The following is a 15,084-nucleotide window of genomic DNA, read 5'->3' as shown; positions in this document are numbered from 1 at the left end:
CCGCCCGACATTGCTATAAATGCAACACGGCCCGAAACACATGTTTCGGGCCGTGTTTTTATGGGGAAGGACCAACCGGTCAGCCGTTTTTTTGGCCAACGTGGCGACCGGCACCGTCGGGTTTTGCCAGCTTGGCATGGGCATCGCCAAATTCTTGCAGATGACGGGTAACTTCGGCGTCGGGGTTGCAGGCCCGCCGTGTTGTAAGGTCCACATGGATCAGCAGGGTTTCACAGGTGGCAAGAATGCTGCCATCCTTGCCATAGAGCGTGTGAAACAAGTGCATCTTTTTACCCTGTGCCAGCAGCACGCGGGTAGTGATGGTTATCGTGTCGCCTGCTTTGGCTTCGGCCAGGTGGCGCAAATGGGTTTCGGCGGTAAAGAAACTTTTGCCGCTGGCGATATAGGCGTCATCGGCGCCAATTAACGCCATAAACGCATCACTTGCCTGGGCAAAGGCCTCCAGATAGTGGGCTTCGTTCATGTGGCCGTTATAATCGGCCCAGCTTTGCGGCACCTGCCGACACACGGTTTGCGGTAATGCGTGTGTGTCTGCCGTCGGTGCATTTCGGCTCAGGGCTTTTTCATGGTCATTAAGGGTGCCGCCCGCCCCGCTGCCCGATTTTTTAAGGGCGCGCATCATCCCGACCAGATTATCGTCGCGCAGGCGTTCCAGCTCGCGGATCGACAAGGCACCCGATTGTGCATCGGACTGGGCGGCGATTTTGGCGATCAGTTCCGGGGTTAGTTCCGGCACATTCATTAATTTGGTCCAGGGCCATTTCAGGGCCGGGCCAAACTGGGCAATGAAATGCCCCATGCCAGCTTCGCCGCCAGCAATGCGATAGGTTTCAAACAGGCCCATCTGTGCCCAACGCAAACCGAAACCAAAGCGAATGGCATCGTCAATTTCTTCGGTGGTGGCAATGCCGTCATTCACCAGCCACAGGCCTTCACGCCAGACAGCTTCAAGCAAACGGTCGGCAATATGGGCGTCAATTTCCTTGCCAACAACCAAGGGTTTCAGGCCGACATCGCGCAAAATACCGCAGGCCGCCGCGACAAAGGCTTTGTCCGATTGTTTTGATGCCACAATTTCGATCAATGGCAGCAAATAAACCGGGTTAAACGGATGGGCGACGACGATTTGACCGGGGCGTGCGGCACCTTCCTGCAATTCAGATGGTTTAAAACCCGATGTGGAAGACCCGATAACAGCGTTTTTATCGGCATATTGCTGAATTTCAGCCAAAATACGATGCTTGATCGCCAATTGTTCCGGCGCACTTTCCTGCACCCAGCGTGCCCCGTCTACTGCTTTGGCGACGGAGCCACAAAAAACCAGTTTTCCTTCGGCAGGAAGGGCGGTGTCATAAAGGGCAGGCAGGCTGCGCCGGGCATTTGCCAGTACGGCGGCAATTTTACGTTCGGCCTCCGGGTCGGGGTCGTAAACGGCAACGTCCCAGCCATTTAGCAAAAACCGGGCGACCCAGCCGCCACCAATAACACCGCCGCCGATAATCGCGGCTTTTAAGGGGGGATTGTTGATCGCCATTATTTCGGCTCCCGCTTGGTCAGGCCCAGCTTTTTACGCACAGCATCGGGGCCGATAATATTCGCCCCCATGCGGTCAATAATGCCAACCGCGCGTTCCACCAGTTGCGCATTGCTTGCCAGCACACCTTTTTTCAAAAACAGGTTGTCTTCCAGGCCAACGCGGACATTGCCACCCGCCAAAACCGATGCGGCGACAAATGGCATTTGGTCCCGGCCCAGCGAAAATGCCGACCAGTTCCAGTCCGACGGCACATTATTAACCATCGCCATAAAGGTATTTAAATCATTGGGCGCGCCCCATGGCACCCCCATGCACAGTTGCACCAGTGCCGGGCTGGTTAAAATGCCTTCGGCCACCAGTTGTTTGGCAAACCATAAATGCCCGGTATCAAAGGCCTCGATCTCGGGTTTAACGCCAAGGTCGGTCATCATTTGCCCCATGGCGCGCAACATGCCCGGCGTGTTGGTCATGACATAATCGGCCTCGGCAAAATTCATGGTGCCGCAATCGAGCGTGCAAATTTCGGGCAGGCAATCGGCAATATGGGCCATGCGTTCGCTGGCCCCGACCATATCGGTGCCAGCCGGGTTTAAGGGCAGGGGGGCGTTGGATGATCCAAAAACAATGTCACCGCCCATGCCGGCTGTCAGGTTTAAAACCACATCAACATCGGCGGCGCGAATGCGCTCGGTGACGTCGCGGTAATAGCGCACGTCGCGCGATGGTGCGCCGGTTTCGGGATCGCGTACATGGCAATGGACAATCGCGGCACCGGCCCGCGCGGCGTCAATGGCGGCCTCGGCAATTTGCTGCGGTGAACGCGGCACATGGGGCGATTTATCCTGCGTCGCGCCCGAGCCGGTGACGGCGGCGGTGATAAAAACATCGCGGTTCATGGTTAATGGCATGGTGCAATCCCTGTTTTGTGTGCTGTTGCCCAGCCTAGCGGGAAATTGGCCGTTGATATTTGCCTATACCGTCCGTTATTTTGCCAATTATGCCAAATGATATGTCTTTTCAGTTTTTGTTGTTTGACGGTTTTTCAAACATGGTTCTGGCCAGTGCGCTTGAACCCTTGCGCGCCGCGCGTGATATGGCGCAGGGGCAGAACATTTGCTGGCATATCAGCACGCTGGATAACGGCCTTGTGCAAAGTTCCAGCGGTATCCAGATCAAGCCTGATGGCGATATTACACAGGCGGGCGTGGTGGATTATCTGGTGGTGATTGCGGGGTATGATGTGCGCGGGCATGTGTCGCCGCGCGGGCGGGCGCAGTTGCGGCAACTGGCAAGCCGGGCCGGTGTCGTTGCCGGGCTTGATACCGGTGCATGGTTGCTGGCATCAGCCGGGTTGTTAAACGGGGCACAGGCCACCATTCATTGGCAAGAAGCCGCCGGTTTTGCCGAAACCTTCCCCGACGTTATTCCGGGAAAACAGCGATTTGTGGTGGCGGGAAAATACATCACCTGCGGCGGGGCCTCGACCGTGCTGGAGATGATGTTGCATCTGCTGGCCGAAAAATTTGGCCCGGCGATGGCCTTTAACGTTGCCAACCTGTTTGTGTATGACGCCGAACGCCAATATGACAGCGGGCGCGGGGCCAATATTTTAAAACGCCGGTCCGATACGCCGGGGTTTTTGGCCGCGATTGATGTGATGATGGCCCATATTGAAGACCCGGTTTCCCTTGCGACAATTGCGAAGCGCGCATCATTATCGCTGCGGTCGTTAGACCGGTTGTTTCAGCGCGAACTGGCGATGTCGCCGGGGAAATATTACCAGATGATCCGACTGGCACGCGCGCATGACATGGCAACACAAACGGGGCTGTCGGTGGCGCAAATAGCCCTGCAAACCGGTTTTGCATCGACAGCCACCCTGAGCCGGGCATTTCGGGCGCAATATGGCACGCAAATCAGCAAATTACGCGCACACCGCAAGGGGTGAACCGGGAATTGGCGGGCGGGCAGGAGGGGCAAGGACGAGTAGGGAAGGCCGGGCTTTAAAACTAAACCCAACCCAACTGATGGCTGGCAGATAAAAACAGCACCACGCCAAAAAGGGTAATCAGGGCCGCCCCGCCAAAGCCAACAATACGGCGCACCCATAACGATACTGCTGGCGAGACAGGAAACAGTTTCTGGCTGCCAAACCGAATGCCAATGGCCGCAAGGCCAATCGCGCTGACCGTTAAGGCAACACCAAATGCCATGGCAAAGGCGGCCGCAATGCCAATTAAAAACAGCCCGTTTGCCAAGGTAAAAAGCAACATCAGGATCGACCCGGTACAGGGCCGTAAACCGACAATAATGGCACTTATGATCGCGTTGGACCGGCCCCGGGTGTTGGTGGTGTGTGACTGTCGGGTTTCAGGAGCATGAGCATGTTCATGCTGGTGGTCGTGGCTGTGGCTGTGGTCGTGATCATGAGAATGGGTGTGTGCCGCCGGACCATGGTCGCAACAATCATCGCGCCCCTGGGCGATGCGCAGGCACATATAAAAACCCATCACCACGATCAGGGCATAGGATGCCAGTTCCAGCAACAAGCCGTTTTTGGTAATCGCCGCCGGGCCCAGATCAAATATCAGCCCTAATGTCCCAACCAGGAGAATGGCACTTACGGCCTGGGTCGCCGCGATGAGCCCGCCCATGGCAACGCCCTGTTTCCACCCGGCATCGCGGGAGAGAAAATAGGTGCTGGTTACCATTTTGCCATGCCCCGGCCCGGCAGCATGAAACACGCCATAGGCAAAGGACAGGGCAATGATGCTAAGGGCGGGCCACCAGCTGTTGCCCTGTTTGGCATCGCGCAGGGTTTGGGTCATGTCGCGGTTAAGCTGCGTTTGTATTTTCATCGCCCCGCCGACGATGCCCGCCAGCCAGTCGGGCATCGCGATTGCGGGGGCCGTGGTTGCCGATTGGTCCGCCGGGCTGCGCCGGCCCAGCAATTGTGCCGTTTGGGCGTTGGCATGGGGGGCGGTAACAAGCAGGGCAAAGCCCGCACATATTATCAGCACGGCCAGCATTAAAATGCCGCGATACACCATGCCAGCTTGTTTAATGACAGGTGATGTCGGCGCGCTGCGGCGAGACCATGTCGTAATAAATGCGATGCTTGTCATCTTCGCCCATTTTATAGCTGCATTTTATGCCATCATTGCCGGAAAACGAAATCGGGTTGTCTTTGGCAAAGCCGACATCAATGTAATATTCGGAATCATAAACCGATAATCCGATCTGATCGGCGATCGGGTCGACAGGTTCGGCCAAGCTCAGGGTAAAGCTGTATTTTACCCGTCCATCGTCGGTAATATCGGCGATAAAATCCTGAAAGTCCGCAATCTTGACCACTTTTTCATTGCGGCGCAGATAGGTCAGAAAACCGATATCGGCCAGCGCAATAAAGGCATTGTCGCGGACCTCGTCATTTTCGGCATCAAAAAACCGGCGATCATGATTGTGGTCAAACTGGTCCATCACGGTCAGGCTGAACATATCATCAAAAATCCAGACCATGCGGATGGCGGATATTTTTTTGCCGGTAAAAATCATGGTTGATTGGGTATCAAGCCAGACATGGGGATGGGCCTGTGCCACGGGGGAAAAGCAGGCGAGGGCAACAAAGCTGATGACGCCTGCAAATGCCGCCCGGTGCACCAGATACAAAAAGCGCGCGCCCCGGGAAACGGGGCGCGACGCCTTCACCAGAAAGGTTAGGGGTTTAACCTTTAAGGCAACTCGCCAATGCGTCAATATTTTGCGACAAAATGTCGGTATAGGCATCCGGTCCGGCGTCAATATTGGCTCCTAGCGGGTCCAGGGTTCCAATGCGTGCGCCGGTATCGGCGACGATGGACTGAACAAGGGCAGGTTTGAATTGCGGTTCAGCAAACACACAGGACGCACCGCTTGATTTGATTTTTTCTTCAATGTCATGCAGGCGTTTTGCACCCGGTTTGCGATCCGGCGAAATGGTGATGGAGCCAACGGCCTGTAAATCAAAGCTGTGTTCCAGATATTGATAGGCATCGTGAAAGACAATGAAGGGCTTTTGGCGAACTGCACTGATGCGGTTTACCAGATCATCCTTTGTTGCATCGATTTTGCCAAGTAGGCTTTTCAGGTTCGCGCGATAAAAATCGGCGTGGGTCGGGTCAATTTCGGCCAGTTCTTCGGTAATATCGCGCGCAATGGCCTTGCCGTTTTCCGGGCTCATCCAGATATGCGGGTCGCCTTCGTCGTGATGATGTTCGGGGTCATGATCGTGGTTATGGTCATCATCATGGGCCGTGTCGTGGTCATGATCATCATGTTCTTCATCATCATCATCATGGGCGTCTTCGTCACCATGATGATGGGCTTCCCACGCCCCGCCTTCGCGCATGGCAAGGGTTGAAATACCATCGGCTTCGGCCAGTTCCAGAATTTTGGCATTGCCCGAAAGCGACGCCAGCGGTTTGCTTAAAAACGCCTCAAGCTCCGGCGAGACATAAATAACCAGATCGGCATTTTGAAGCGCACTGGCTTCGCTGGGGCGCAGCGAATAGGTGTGCGGCGATGCGGCCCCTTTAACCAGCAAGTCCGGTTCGCCCACACCTTCCATGATGGCCGCGGCAATGGAATGAATGGGCTTGATCGAGGCGACAACACGCGGCGCATCTGCTGCCTGCGCGCCATTGGGCAGGGCAAACTGGGCAGCAACAAACAGGGCACCGGTAAACAGCAAGCGTGATTTCAACATGGGATTTCCGTTTTGGCAGGGGAAGCAAAAAGCCATTTTGTTATGTTATAACGTTTCTCTTTTGTCAAAGGGAAAAACGTTCTTAATTTAAAAATAGAGACATGCAGCCGGGAAAATTAACGTTCCTGTGGTTGTACGATGCTGCCCTGCCAAAGATGTTTGCGCCATACATTCGGAGCACGTTGAATATGTTAAGTTTTGATGTTTGATGAAAACAGGGCGTTTTAAAGGTGCTTAAAATGACTGTTACGCAATAGGAATGGAAAAACTTCAAATGTAGATGGGCTTATCTGCTTGAAAGGAAGGTGTATTTTTAATTTTTCTGGTGGCTGTGAAACTTGTTTCGGCATGGGAATATTTCATCAGGCAGCGCATCGCGAGGGCGACGTTGCCCAACCGGAAATCAAAAAGGCCGCTTTCCCCAAAAAGAAAAGCGGCCCAAAAGACAGGGGCTGTGACCCATGACGGCATTGCATGATGGCGTGCCTTATACGGGGGCAAAATCGTCGGGGGTGTAATGCGTTTCATGCAGGATTTCGCCGCTGTCATTGTCAACGGCTTGCAGGGTAACACCATATCCCCAAAGCTGACCGATATAGCCCAGCGTCAGTTCGGCTTCGGATTTATCAAGGCGGATACCGTCATGCTGGGTGTGGGCGATATAGAGCTGGCGGTTGCCGCGCAAATCAACATCGACCACCTGCAAATCAGGTTCGCGTACCGACAGGTCATGCATGCGGGCCAGCGCCCGGCGCACATTGCGATAGCCATTGTCGTCATGGATCGCGCCAACCTCAAGATGCGGGGCCGATGCATGGTCGTTGATCATGAACATTTTCATATCGCGCATCAGTTTGGGCGATAAAAATTGCAGGATAAAACTTTCATCGCGGTACTGCGCCCAGGCATCGCACAAGGTGGGAATGGGAGCATTATTACCGGCAATATCAGGAAACCATTTTTTGTCTTCGTCGGTGGGGTCAACGCAAATGCGGTGAATATCCTGCATCATGGCAAAGCCCAGCGCATAGGGGTTAAAACCGGAATAGCGCGGATCGTCAAATTCGGGCTGAAACACCACTTTTGAATGCGAATCGATAAACTCCATGATCGCACCTTCGGAAATTTGGCCCTTGTCATAAAGCCGGTTCATGATGTGGTAATGCACATAGCAGGCACAGCCTTCATTCATGACCTTGGTTTGTTTTTGCGGGTAAAAATACTGGCCGATATTGCGCACGATCCGCAAAAGTTCGCGTTCCCACGATTGCAGGCCCGGCGCGTTCTTTTCCAAAAAATACAACAGGTTTTCTTCGGGCAGGCCAAATTGCGCCCGGCGTTGTTCCCGGCGCAGGCGACGATGTTGCTCATCCTGGGTTTCGGTGTCTTCTTCGGCCTGGGGCAGGGTGCGCCATAAATCGTTATAGGTTTCGTCTTCGTATTTGGCACGTTCGCGTTCGCGTTCCAGCTCCGCTGCCAGATTGGGCTTTTCCGGGTGGGAATATCGGTTTACCCCGTGATCCATCAGGGCGTGGGCGGCATCAAGAATGCGTTCAACCGCGTCAAAGCCAAACCGGTCTTCACATTTGGCGATATAGCGTTTGGCAAATTGCAGGTAATCAAGAATGCCGTCGGCATCGGTCCATTGTTTGAACAGGTAATTGTTTTTGAAAAAATGGTTATGACCAAAAGCTGCATGGGCCATGACCAGTGCCTGCATGCCAATGGTATTTTCCTCCATCACATAGGAAATACACGGGTTGGAATTGATAACAATTTCATAGGCCAGCCCCTGGTATCCCTTGCGATACATCACATCATCGCGCACAAAGCGTTTCCCGAACGACCAGTGATGATACATCAGCGGCATACCAATTGATGAATAGGCATCAAGCATCTGTTCGGATGTGATCACTTCGATCTGGTTGGTATAAACATCAAGGTGCATTTCATTGATCGCGATGTCTTCAATCGCGTCGTAGGTGGCTTTCAGGCTGTTGAAATCCCAATCGGCACCGTCAAACAGCAATTTATTGTCTGGTCTTTTGCTCATGTCCGGGCCTCCGACTTGTTTTTGGCAAACAGTTCGCGAAAAACCGGAAAAATATCGGCTGCCTTGGTTACCCGTTTCAGGGCAAAGCGCGCATTGCGGGTGTGTGCCAGCGGGGCATAAGCTTTCCACAACGCGGTTTCGCCCTCGGCAGACGAAAAAATCTCGGCTTCGCGTTCGTCGGTAATTTCGATATAGGCGTAATACTGGCATTTCGGCAGCAAATCTTCGGCCAGAAGGGCGGTGCATTTGGCCCCGTCGTTGGAATAATTATCGCCATCCGATGCCTGTGCTGCATAGATGTTCCACTGATCGGTGGGGTAGCGGTCCTTTAGCACGCGTTTCATTTCCTCAAGGGCGGTGGAAACAATGGTGCCGCCGGTTTCGCGCGAATAGAAAAAGGTTTCCTCGTCGACCTCGGAGGCGCGCGATGTATGGCGAATAAACACCACATCGACATGTTCATAGCGCCGGTGCAAAAACATGTGCAACAGCATGAAAAACCGTTTCGCCAGTTCTTTCATTTGCTCTGACATCGATCCTGAAACATCCATCAGGCAAAACATCACCGCCTGTGTGTTGGGATCGGGGATTTGGCGAAACTGGTTATAACGGGTGTCTATCGGGTCGATAAAGGCAATGGCGCGGCTGCGGCGTTTGGCTTCGTCCAGTTCGGCCTGCAAAACCCGCAAGGCTTCGGCATTGGCCTGTTTATCAGCGCCGGGCAAGGTTTCATCGTCTTGCATCAGGCGGGCAATTTTTTCTTCCAGTTCGCGGATTTCGCTGCTTTTGGGGCGGCGAAGGCCAATGCGCCGGGCCAGCGAATTGCGCATGGTACGCACAAGGTTCAGGTTGGCGGGCGACCCGTCGGACGAATAACCGGCGCGCGCGGTGCGAAAGGCGGTGGTTTGTTTCAGGCTTTTTTTCAAAAGGTCGGGCAGTTCCAGATCCTCGAAAAAGATGTCGAGAAATTCATCCCGGGTCAGCACAAACTGAAACTGGTCTTCGCCGTCGCCATCAGGGCTGGCTTGCGAGCCGCCGGCGCCAGCATCGCCGCCCTGGGGCCGGGCAATCCGGTCGCCCGGCACGAATTTTTTGTTGCCCGGTAACACATAATTGCGGTCACCGCCGCGCCCGGCATGGTGAAAGCCAGGTTCGCGCAGGGTTTTGCCGGGGATGGTGATCTGGTCGCCATTATCGATATCGGTGATGCCGCGGGTTTTGATCGATTCTTCAACCGCTTTTTTGATTTGCGCCTTGGCCCGGCGCATAAACCGCTGGCGGTTGCCAAGGCTTTTGCCTTTGGGGTTTTTGCGCCGGTCGATGATATGAAACATGGGCGGTGTATCCTAAAAACGCAGGGGCAGGGCAAAGCCCGACGCCGGGTGATGAAAGGGGTAAACACCACCCGGCGGGGGCCGTGCGGGGCAAATCAGCCCGCCTTGTTGACGCGCATATACCACTCGACCAGACGACGGGTCTGGCGTTCGGTATAGCCACGGTCGATCATGCGTTTGACGAACTCGTTATGTTTCTTTTCGCTTTCGCCATCTTTTTTCGAGCCAAATGAAATCACCGGTAACAGGTCTTCAACCTGGCTGAACATGCGCTTTTCAATTACTTCGCGCAGTTTTTCATACGATGTCCAGGATGGGTTCTTGCCCTTGTTATTGGCGCGTGCGCGCAGGGCAAACTTCACGACTTCGTTCCGGAAATCCTTGGGGTTGGCGATGCCCGCCGGCTTTTCGACCTTGGAAAGTTCCTGATCGATAATCTTGCGATCCAGAAGCTGCCCGGTATCGGGGTCTTTGAAATCCTGGTCTTCAATCCAGGCATCGGCATAGGCGACATAACGGTCAAACAGGTTCTGTCCGTAGTCGGAATAGCTTTCAAGATAGGCTTTCTGGATTTCCGCACCAATAAACTCGGCATAGCGCGGGCCCAGTTCGGCCTTGATGAACTCCATATATTCTTTTTCGCGTTCGTCGGGATATTGCTCGCGACGGATGGCCTGTTCTAACACATACATCAAATGGACCGGGTCGGCGGCAACCTCGTGGGTGTCGTGGTTGAAGGTTTCCGACAGAACCTTGAAGGCAAACCGGGTTGAAATGCCGTCCATGCCTTCATCAACACTGGCCGAATCGCGATATTCCTGCATCGATTTGGCTTTGGGGTCGACATCCTTCAATGTTTCGCCGTCATAAACCCGCATTTTGGAATAGCGATTGGAATTTTCATGTTCCTGCAAGCGCGACAGAATGGAAAACTGCGCCAGCATTTTCAGCGTACCGGGCGCACAAGAGCCCTGTTCAAGTTCCGATCCCTGCAACAGTTTGTCGTAAATGCTGGTTTCTTCGGTAACACGCAGGCAATAGGGCACCTTGATCACGCTGATCCGGTCGATAAAGGCTTCGTTGTTTTTATTGGCCTTGAATGTTTGCCATTCGGCTTCGTTCGAATGGGCCAAAATCATGCCCTGAAACGGGATCGACCCGAGGTTTTCCGTGCCGATATAGTTGCTTTCCTGGGTTGCCGTCAGCAACGGGTGCAGCATCTTGATCGGGGCCTTGAACATTTCAACAAATTCAAGCATGCCCTGATTGGCGCGGTTTAACCCGCCGGAATAGGAATAGGCATCGGGGTCGTTCTGGCTGAAATATTCCAGCTTGCGAATGTCAACCTTGCCGACCAGCGATGAAATATCCTGGTTGTTTTCATCGCCCGGTTCGGTTTTGGCAATGCCGATTTGACGCAGGCGCGACGGCAGCAATTTAACCACCGAAAATTTCGACAAATCGCCTTCAAACTCGTCCAGCCGTTTAACCGCCCACGGCGACATCAGGCCGGTTAGCCGGCGTTTGGGAATGCCGTATTTATCGTTAATAGCATCGCCCATTTTGGCCGGGTTAAACAGGCACAGCGGGCTTTCAAACACCGGGCTGATATCGTTTCCGGCTTTAAGAACATAAATGGGTTCGTGTTCCATCAGTTCTTTAAGGCGTTCGGCAAGCGAGCTTTTGCCGCCGCCAACCGGGCCCAGCAAATAAAGAACCTGTTTGCGTTCTTCCAACCCTTGTGCCGCATATTTGAAAAAACCGACAATGCGTTCGATGGTTTCTTCCATGCCATAAAAGTCGGCAAAGGCCGGATACCGCTTGATTGTGCGGTTTAAGAAAATACGGCCAAGGCGCGAGTCTGTCGATGTATCGATCAGTTCAGGCTCGCCAATGGCCTTGATCATGCGTTCAGCCGCAGACGAATAGGCCGATGGATCATCGCGGCATAAATTAAGATAGTCGCGAATGGTCAGTTCGGTTTCGCGTTTTCCGTCATAGCCTTCCGCATATAGCTCGAAGATATCCTGGTCTTCAGCCATGGCGCGGTCTCCTTTCCAAAATTATCGCTCGTCGTTGGTCTTTGTGCACGCACGGTCCGGTGTGGTCGCAATTCTCCCGGTCGAATGTTTCGGGCACGGCTTTTGGCGCACGCACCATTTATTGTTATGGTCTTTACGGGGAATGCGGGCGTACATGTCCCCGAAACAGATGTGAGAAAAACAGACACTTCGGGTGTCAAAACAGTCATGAAGACGAAAATTGGCGTCGATTAGACCCGATCAGGCACGATGGAAAAACCGCAATTGTTGCCGGTTTGCCAAAGTGGTCATCCACAATGTCCGCGATAGGCTTGCGGGGCGGCGGAAAGGAAATTTTCCGCTAAAATCATGCCCCCGGCAAGGCCAGGGCGACGGGATGAAACGAAACTTCACTACTCTTGAACGTGGTTACTGCATTGCGACAACGCAATATTAAATTTCAAAAAGTTTAGTGTGTTTTTATCGGTTTAAACAGATTTGGCGTTCACAAAAAGGTGACGTAACCTACGCACCGTGCTTTGGTTGCACCTGCAATATGTTCTAATTCAACAGTGTGCCTGATGCGTGCAGGTCATGAAAGGAAACAATGTCAGATAATTCTGTATATTTCATTGACAACACGACCCTCGAACAGATTTTGCGCGAAAAAACCGCCCTGATGATAGATGTGCGCGAGCCCGATGAATTTGCCAGTGGCACGGTGGCTGGTGCGCTTAACATACCGCTTGGCGCGCTTGATATGGCCGATCTGATTGATCGTACCGATGACGCCGGACTTGATGTTGTGTTTATTTGTGCGGTGGGGCAACGGTCCTTCGGGGCGGCCAATGCTGCCCTTGAACATCTTGATTGCAAGGTGATGACGCTAAAGGGTGGCCTGCAATCATGGGCGCGTGACGGGTATCTTGTTAAGAAATAATACCGTAAATGACGGCGTTGCGGGTGTCGCCGGTTGCCAGCCCGCGTTGGTTTAAATTTTTACGTCGCGGGCCGGGGTATCTGGCATTTCCCGGCGCATGGCAGAGTAACGTTTATGGAATATTTCCCCTATTTGCTTACCGCTTATGCGATTTTCATGCTTGCTGTGCTGTCGCCCGGGCCGAATTTTTTGGCCGTGACGGGAACAGCGATGACGGTGTCGCGTCGCGCCGGGCTGGGGCTGGCTCTTGGGGTTGGGTGTGGCACATTGTGCTGGTCAAGCATGACGATGCTGGGTCTTACTGCCGTTCTTGCCGCCTCCGCCGACATTGCCCTGCTGTTACGCTGGGCGGGCGGCGCGTATTTGATGTTTCTGGGCTATAAATCCCTGCGGGCAGCGTTCAGGGGGCCCAAACACACTGTTGCAACCGATCCGCGCCTGATTGCGAATCCTGATCGGCCTTTTTGGCGATACATTCGCCGGGGGCTGATTGTGCAGGCCGGTAACCCGAAGGCAGCGTTGTTCTGGCTTTCGGTGATGTCGATTGTGTTGCGGCCCGATGCCCCGGCATGGGTGGCTGTGGCGATTGTGGCGGGAACAACCACCATTTCCTTTGCGTGGCATTTAACGCTGGCGTGGTTTTTTTCGACCCCGGCCGTCATGCGGGTTTATCGCCGCGCCCAGCGGACTATTGAAGGGGTGCTTGGCGCTGCATTTTTAATTCTTGGTGGTAAATTGCTGGCGGGCTGAGGGGGATATTGGCCTGAATCGCCGAAATTATGCTTTGCAACGCCAAAACAACAAAACCCCGCAGAACCAAAAGGTCTGCGGGGTTTTGTGGTGCCGGCAGAGAGAGTCGAACTCCCAACCTTCGGATTACAAATCCGCTGCTCTACCAATTAAAGCTATGCCGGCGCGAGCGGCGAGAACATAGTCCGGGATGGGCAGGATTGCAAGCCCCTGATTATTCCCAATTTCCATCGCCAGTCGCAGGTCGAAACTTTCAGTGTTTTCAAACGATTCGCCGGGGTTTTAATCCGGTTTCAAGCTGGTTTGCGAAACAGCTCATACAGGGCAACGGCAGCCGCGTTTGAAACATTCAGGCTTTCAATGCGGTCTGTCATCGGCAGTTTGACCAAAAAGTCGCAATTGTCGCGGGTTAACCGGCGCAGGCCATCACCTTCCGATCCCATAACAATGCCGACTTTACCCGTCAGTTTGGCTTGGGCAAGTGTCTGATCCGCACTGCCATCCATGCCAGCAAGCCAGAAATTGGCCCCCTTGAGGGTTTCTAACGCGCGGGCAAGGTTACCTGCATGGATATAGGGCACCACTTCAAGCGCGCCACTGGCGGACTTTGCCAGCACACCCGATTCTTGCGGCGCGTGGCGGTCCGGCACAATCACGGCACAGGCACCAAATGCGGCGGCACTGCGTAAAATAGCCCCGACATTGTGTGGATCGGTAACCTGATCGAGAATCAGCACCGTTGCCGAGTCCTGATCGCGATATTCAGCTACCAGATCCTCGACGCCGGGCTGGGGCAGGGGCGCGCAATGCATGGCAATGCCCTGATGAACCGCCCCGGGCGGCAACATCTGGTCGATATCGATCCGTCCGGCATTGTCGACCAGAACATCGGTTCGCTCGGCTTGCTGCAGGGCGTAGTTAACTTCATCGCGGGCATTTTCGGTGGTCCAGATGCGATGAATCGTGCGCTGCGGGTTGTGAATCGCCATAATAACGGGGTGGCGACCAAAAAGAATCAGACGCGACGCATCGCGCCCGCTGCCGGAATCCCGGCCACGGCCACGACCGCGACGGGAATTGTTTTCATCGTTTTCCGCGTCCGGCGAGGAAATATCCCCGTCGCCAGCACTGACTGGGCGGGAAAACGTACGGTTTTTGCTGCGGCGCGGCATAGTGACGGAAACCTCCAACTCATAACAACTTGAATGCACTTTGTTTCGCCCGGTTTGTCGGGCTAATCCAACATATAGGAAAGGAAATGCGAATTCGTGCTTTTTTTGCTGTTGACAACATGGGCACCTGCAACGTATTCCCTCCCTCGCCGCAACGAGGCCGGGGTAACAGCCGACAACGTTTCGACCCGGATGGAGGGGTGGCAGAGCGGTCAAATGCAGCGGACTGTAAATCCGCCGACTTAGTCTACGCAGGTTCGAATCCTGCCCCCTCCACCATTCTCTCGCCCTCGCGAGAGCTCGCAGTTAAAAAATATGCGGGTGTAGCTCAATGGTAGAGCAGAAGCCTTCCAAGCTTACGACGAGGGTTCGATTCCCTTCACCCGCTCCAGAATTTTAGTTACCCGTCGGCTTGTGCGGTGGGTTCTTACGTGTTTTTTTGGTTCGGATTAGGATCTGAGGGCAATGGCCAAGGAAAAATTCGCGCGTACAAAACCGCACGTTAACGTTGG

General features: G+C 54.0%; 12 protein-coding genes and 3 tRNA genes. 5 read left to right on the top strand and 10 right to left on the bottom strand.

Annotation, left to right across the window (positions count from 1 at the left end):
- Positions 1-79 precede the first annotated feature (79 nt).
- Together TMES_RS18560 and bcoG are read right to left on the bottom strand one after the other, a co-directional pair.
- On the bottom strand, positions 80-1,555 hold the full coding sequence (locus TMES_RS18560; protein ID WP_085585345.1) for a carnitine 3-dehydrogenase: 1,476 nt from the start codon (positions 1,553-1,555) through the stop codon (positions 80-82).
- Positions 1,555-2,466 (bottom strand): 3-dehydrocarnitine:acetyl-CoA trimethylamine transferase BcoG, encoded by a 912-nt coding sequence (gene bcoG, locus TMES_RS18555; RefSeq protein WP_085585343.1) that lies wholly within the window; start codon positions 2,464-2,466, stop codon positions 1,555-1,557. The genes TMES_RS18560 and bcoG overlap by 1 nt, the downstream gene beginning before the upstream one ends.
- Positions 2,467-2,567: 101 nt before the next feature.
- Between bcoG and TMES_RS18550 the strand changes: the two genes are divergently transcribed.
- Positions 2,568-3,506, top strand: coding sequence for a GlxA family transcriptional regulator (locus tag TMES_RS18550; RefSeq protein ID WP_158091272.1), 939 nt, complete (start codon positions 2,568-2,570; stop codon positions 3,504-3,506).
- A gap of 61 nt (positions 3,507-3,567) precedes the next feature.
- Here TMES_RS18550 and TMES_RS18545 read toward each other — a convergent pair whose 3' ends face one another.
- From TMES_RS18545 to TMES_RS18515, 6 genes are all read right to left on the bottom strand, one after another.
- Complete coding sequence (locus TMES_RS18545) at positions 3,568-4,683, bottom strand: nickel/cobalt transporter (RefSeq protein ID WP_245835508.1); 1,116 nt, start codon at positions 4,681-4,683, stop codon at positions 3,568-3,570.
- Positions 4,619-5,218, bottom strand: coding sequence for a DUF1007 family protein (locus TMES_RS18540; RefSeq protein WP_245835517.1), 600 nt, complete (start codon positions 5,216-5,218; stop codon positions 4,619-4,621). Before TMES_RS18540 ends, TMES_RS18545 begins: the two co-directional genes overlap by 65 nt.
- Before the next feature lie 64 nt (positions 5,219-5,282).
- Entirely contained in the window at positions 5,283-6,302 is a 1,020-nt protein-coding gene (znuA, locus tag TMES_RS18535; protein WP_085585337.1) for a zinc ABC transporter substrate-binding protein ZnuA, read from the bottom strand.
- A 487-nt stretch (positions 6,303-6,789) separates the two neighbouring features.
- Complete coding sequence (locus tag TMES_RS18525) at positions 6,790-8,355, bottom strand: SpoVR family protein (RefSeq protein WP_085585333.1); 1,566 nt, start codon at positions 8,353-8,355, stop codon at positions 6,790-6,792.
- Positions 8,352-9,689, bottom strand: a complete 1,338-nt coding sequence (locus TMES_RS18520) for a YeaH/YhbH family protein (protein ID WP_085585331.1) — start codon at positions 9,687-9,689, stop codon at positions 8,352-8,354. Before TMES_RS18520 ends, TMES_RS18525 begins: the two co-directional genes overlap by 4 nt.
- Positions 9,690-9,784: 95 nt before the next feature.
- On the bottom strand, positions 9,785-11,731 hold the full coding sequence (locus TMES_RS18515; RefSeq protein ID WP_085585329.1) for a PrkA family serine protein kinase: 1,947 nt from the start codon (positions 11,729-11,731) through the stop codon (positions 9,785-9,787).
- A gap of 586 nt (positions 11,732-12,317) precedes the next feature.
- Between TMES_RS18515 and TMES_RS18510 the strand changes: the two genes are divergently transcribed.
- Together TMES_RS18510 and TMES_RS18505 are read left to right on the top strand one after the other, a co-directional pair.
- The gene (locus TMES_RS18510; protein WP_085585327.1) at positions 12,318-12,650 is read left to right on the top strand and encodes a rhodanese-like domain-containing protein; all 333 of its coding nucleotides are present in this window, start codon (positions 12,318-12,320) and stop codon (positions 12,648-12,650) included.
- A gap of 114 nt (positions 12,651-12,764) precedes the next feature.
- Positions 12,765-13,400, top strand: coding sequence for a LysE family transporter (locus TMES_RS18505; RefSeq protein ID WP_085585325.1), 636 nt, complete (start codon positions 12,765-12,767; stop codon positions 13,398-13,400).
- An 88-nt stretch (positions 13,401-13,488) separates the two neighbouring features.
- Here the strand turns inward: TMES_RS18505 and TMES_RS18500 are convergent.
- Positions 13,489-13,565 (bottom strand) — tRNA-Thr (locus tag TMES_RS18500).
- A gap of 128 nt (positions 13,566-13,693) precedes the next feature.
- Entirely contained in the window at positions 13,694-14,572 is an 879-nt protein-coding gene (rlmB, locus tag TMES_RS18495; protein ID WP_085585323.1) for a 23S rRNA (guanosine(2251)-2'-O)-methyltransferase RlmB, read from the bottom strand.
- A gap of 194 nt (positions 14,573-14,766) precedes the next feature.
- Here rlmB and TMES_RS18490 point away from each other — a divergent pair.
- A tRNA-Tyr gene (locus TMES_RS18490) sits at positions 14,767-14,851 on the top strand.
- 38 nt (positions 14,852-14,889) lie between these two features.
- Positions 14,890-14,963 (top strand) — tRNA-Gly (locus TMES_RS18485).
- Positions 14,964-15,084 lie beyond the last annotated feature (121 nt).

It is taken from the genome of Thalassospira mesophila, from assembly GCF_002115755.1.
GTDB lineage: Bacteria > Pseudomonadota > Alphaproteobacteria > Rhodospirillales > Thalassospiraceae > Thalassospira > Thalassospira mesophila.
This window is presented reverse-complemented; position numbering and strand designations above follow the sequence as displayed.

Excerpts from the sequence above, each read along its gene's own strand:
- TMES_RS18550 (WP_158091272.1), top strand. The coding sequence starts at position 2,568 with ATGTCTTTTCAGTTTTTGTTGTTTGACGGTTTTTCAAACATGGTTCTG.
- TMES_RS18525 (WP_085585333.1), bottom strand. The coding sequence starts at position 8,355 with ATGAGCAAAAGACCAGACAATAAATTGCTGTTTGACGGTGCCGATTGG.
- TMES_RS18505 (WP_085585325.1), top strand. The coding sequence starts at position 12,765 with ATGGAATATTTCCCCTATTTGCTTACCGCTTATGCGATTTTCATGCTT.
- TMES_RS18515 (WP_085585329.1), bottom strand. The coding sequence starts at position 11,731 with ATGGCTGAAGACCAGGATATCTTCGAGCTATATGCGGAAGGCTATGAC.
- TMES_RS18545 (WP_245835508.1), bottom strand. The coding sequence starts at position 4,683 with ATGACAAGCATCGCATTTATTACGACATGGTCTCGCCGCAGCGCGCCG.
- rlmB (WP_085585323.1), bottom strand. The coding sequence starts at position 14,572 with ATGCCGCGCCGCAGCAAAAACCGTACGTTTTCCCGCCCAGTCAGTGCT.
- znuA (WP_085585337.1), bottom strand. The coding sequence starts at position 6,302 with ATGTTGAAATCACGCTTGCTGTTTACCGGTGCCCTGTTTGTTGCTGCC.
- TMES_RS18520 (WP_085585331.1), bottom strand. The coding sequence starts at position 9,689 with ATGTTTCATATCATCGACCGGCGCAAAAACCCCAAAGGCAAAAGCCTT.
- TMES_RS18510 (WP_085585327.1), top strand. The coding sequence starts at position 12,318 with ATGTCAGATAATTCTGTATATTTCATTGACAACACGACCCTCGAACAG.
- bcoG (WP_085585343.1), bottom strand. The coding sequence starts at position 2,466 with ATGCCATTAACCATGAACCGCGATGTTTTTATCACCGCCGCCGTCACC.
- TMES_RS18560 (WP_085585345.1), bottom strand. The coding sequence starts at position 1,555 with ATGGCGATCAACAATCCCCCCTTAAAAGCCGCGATTATCGGCGGCGGT.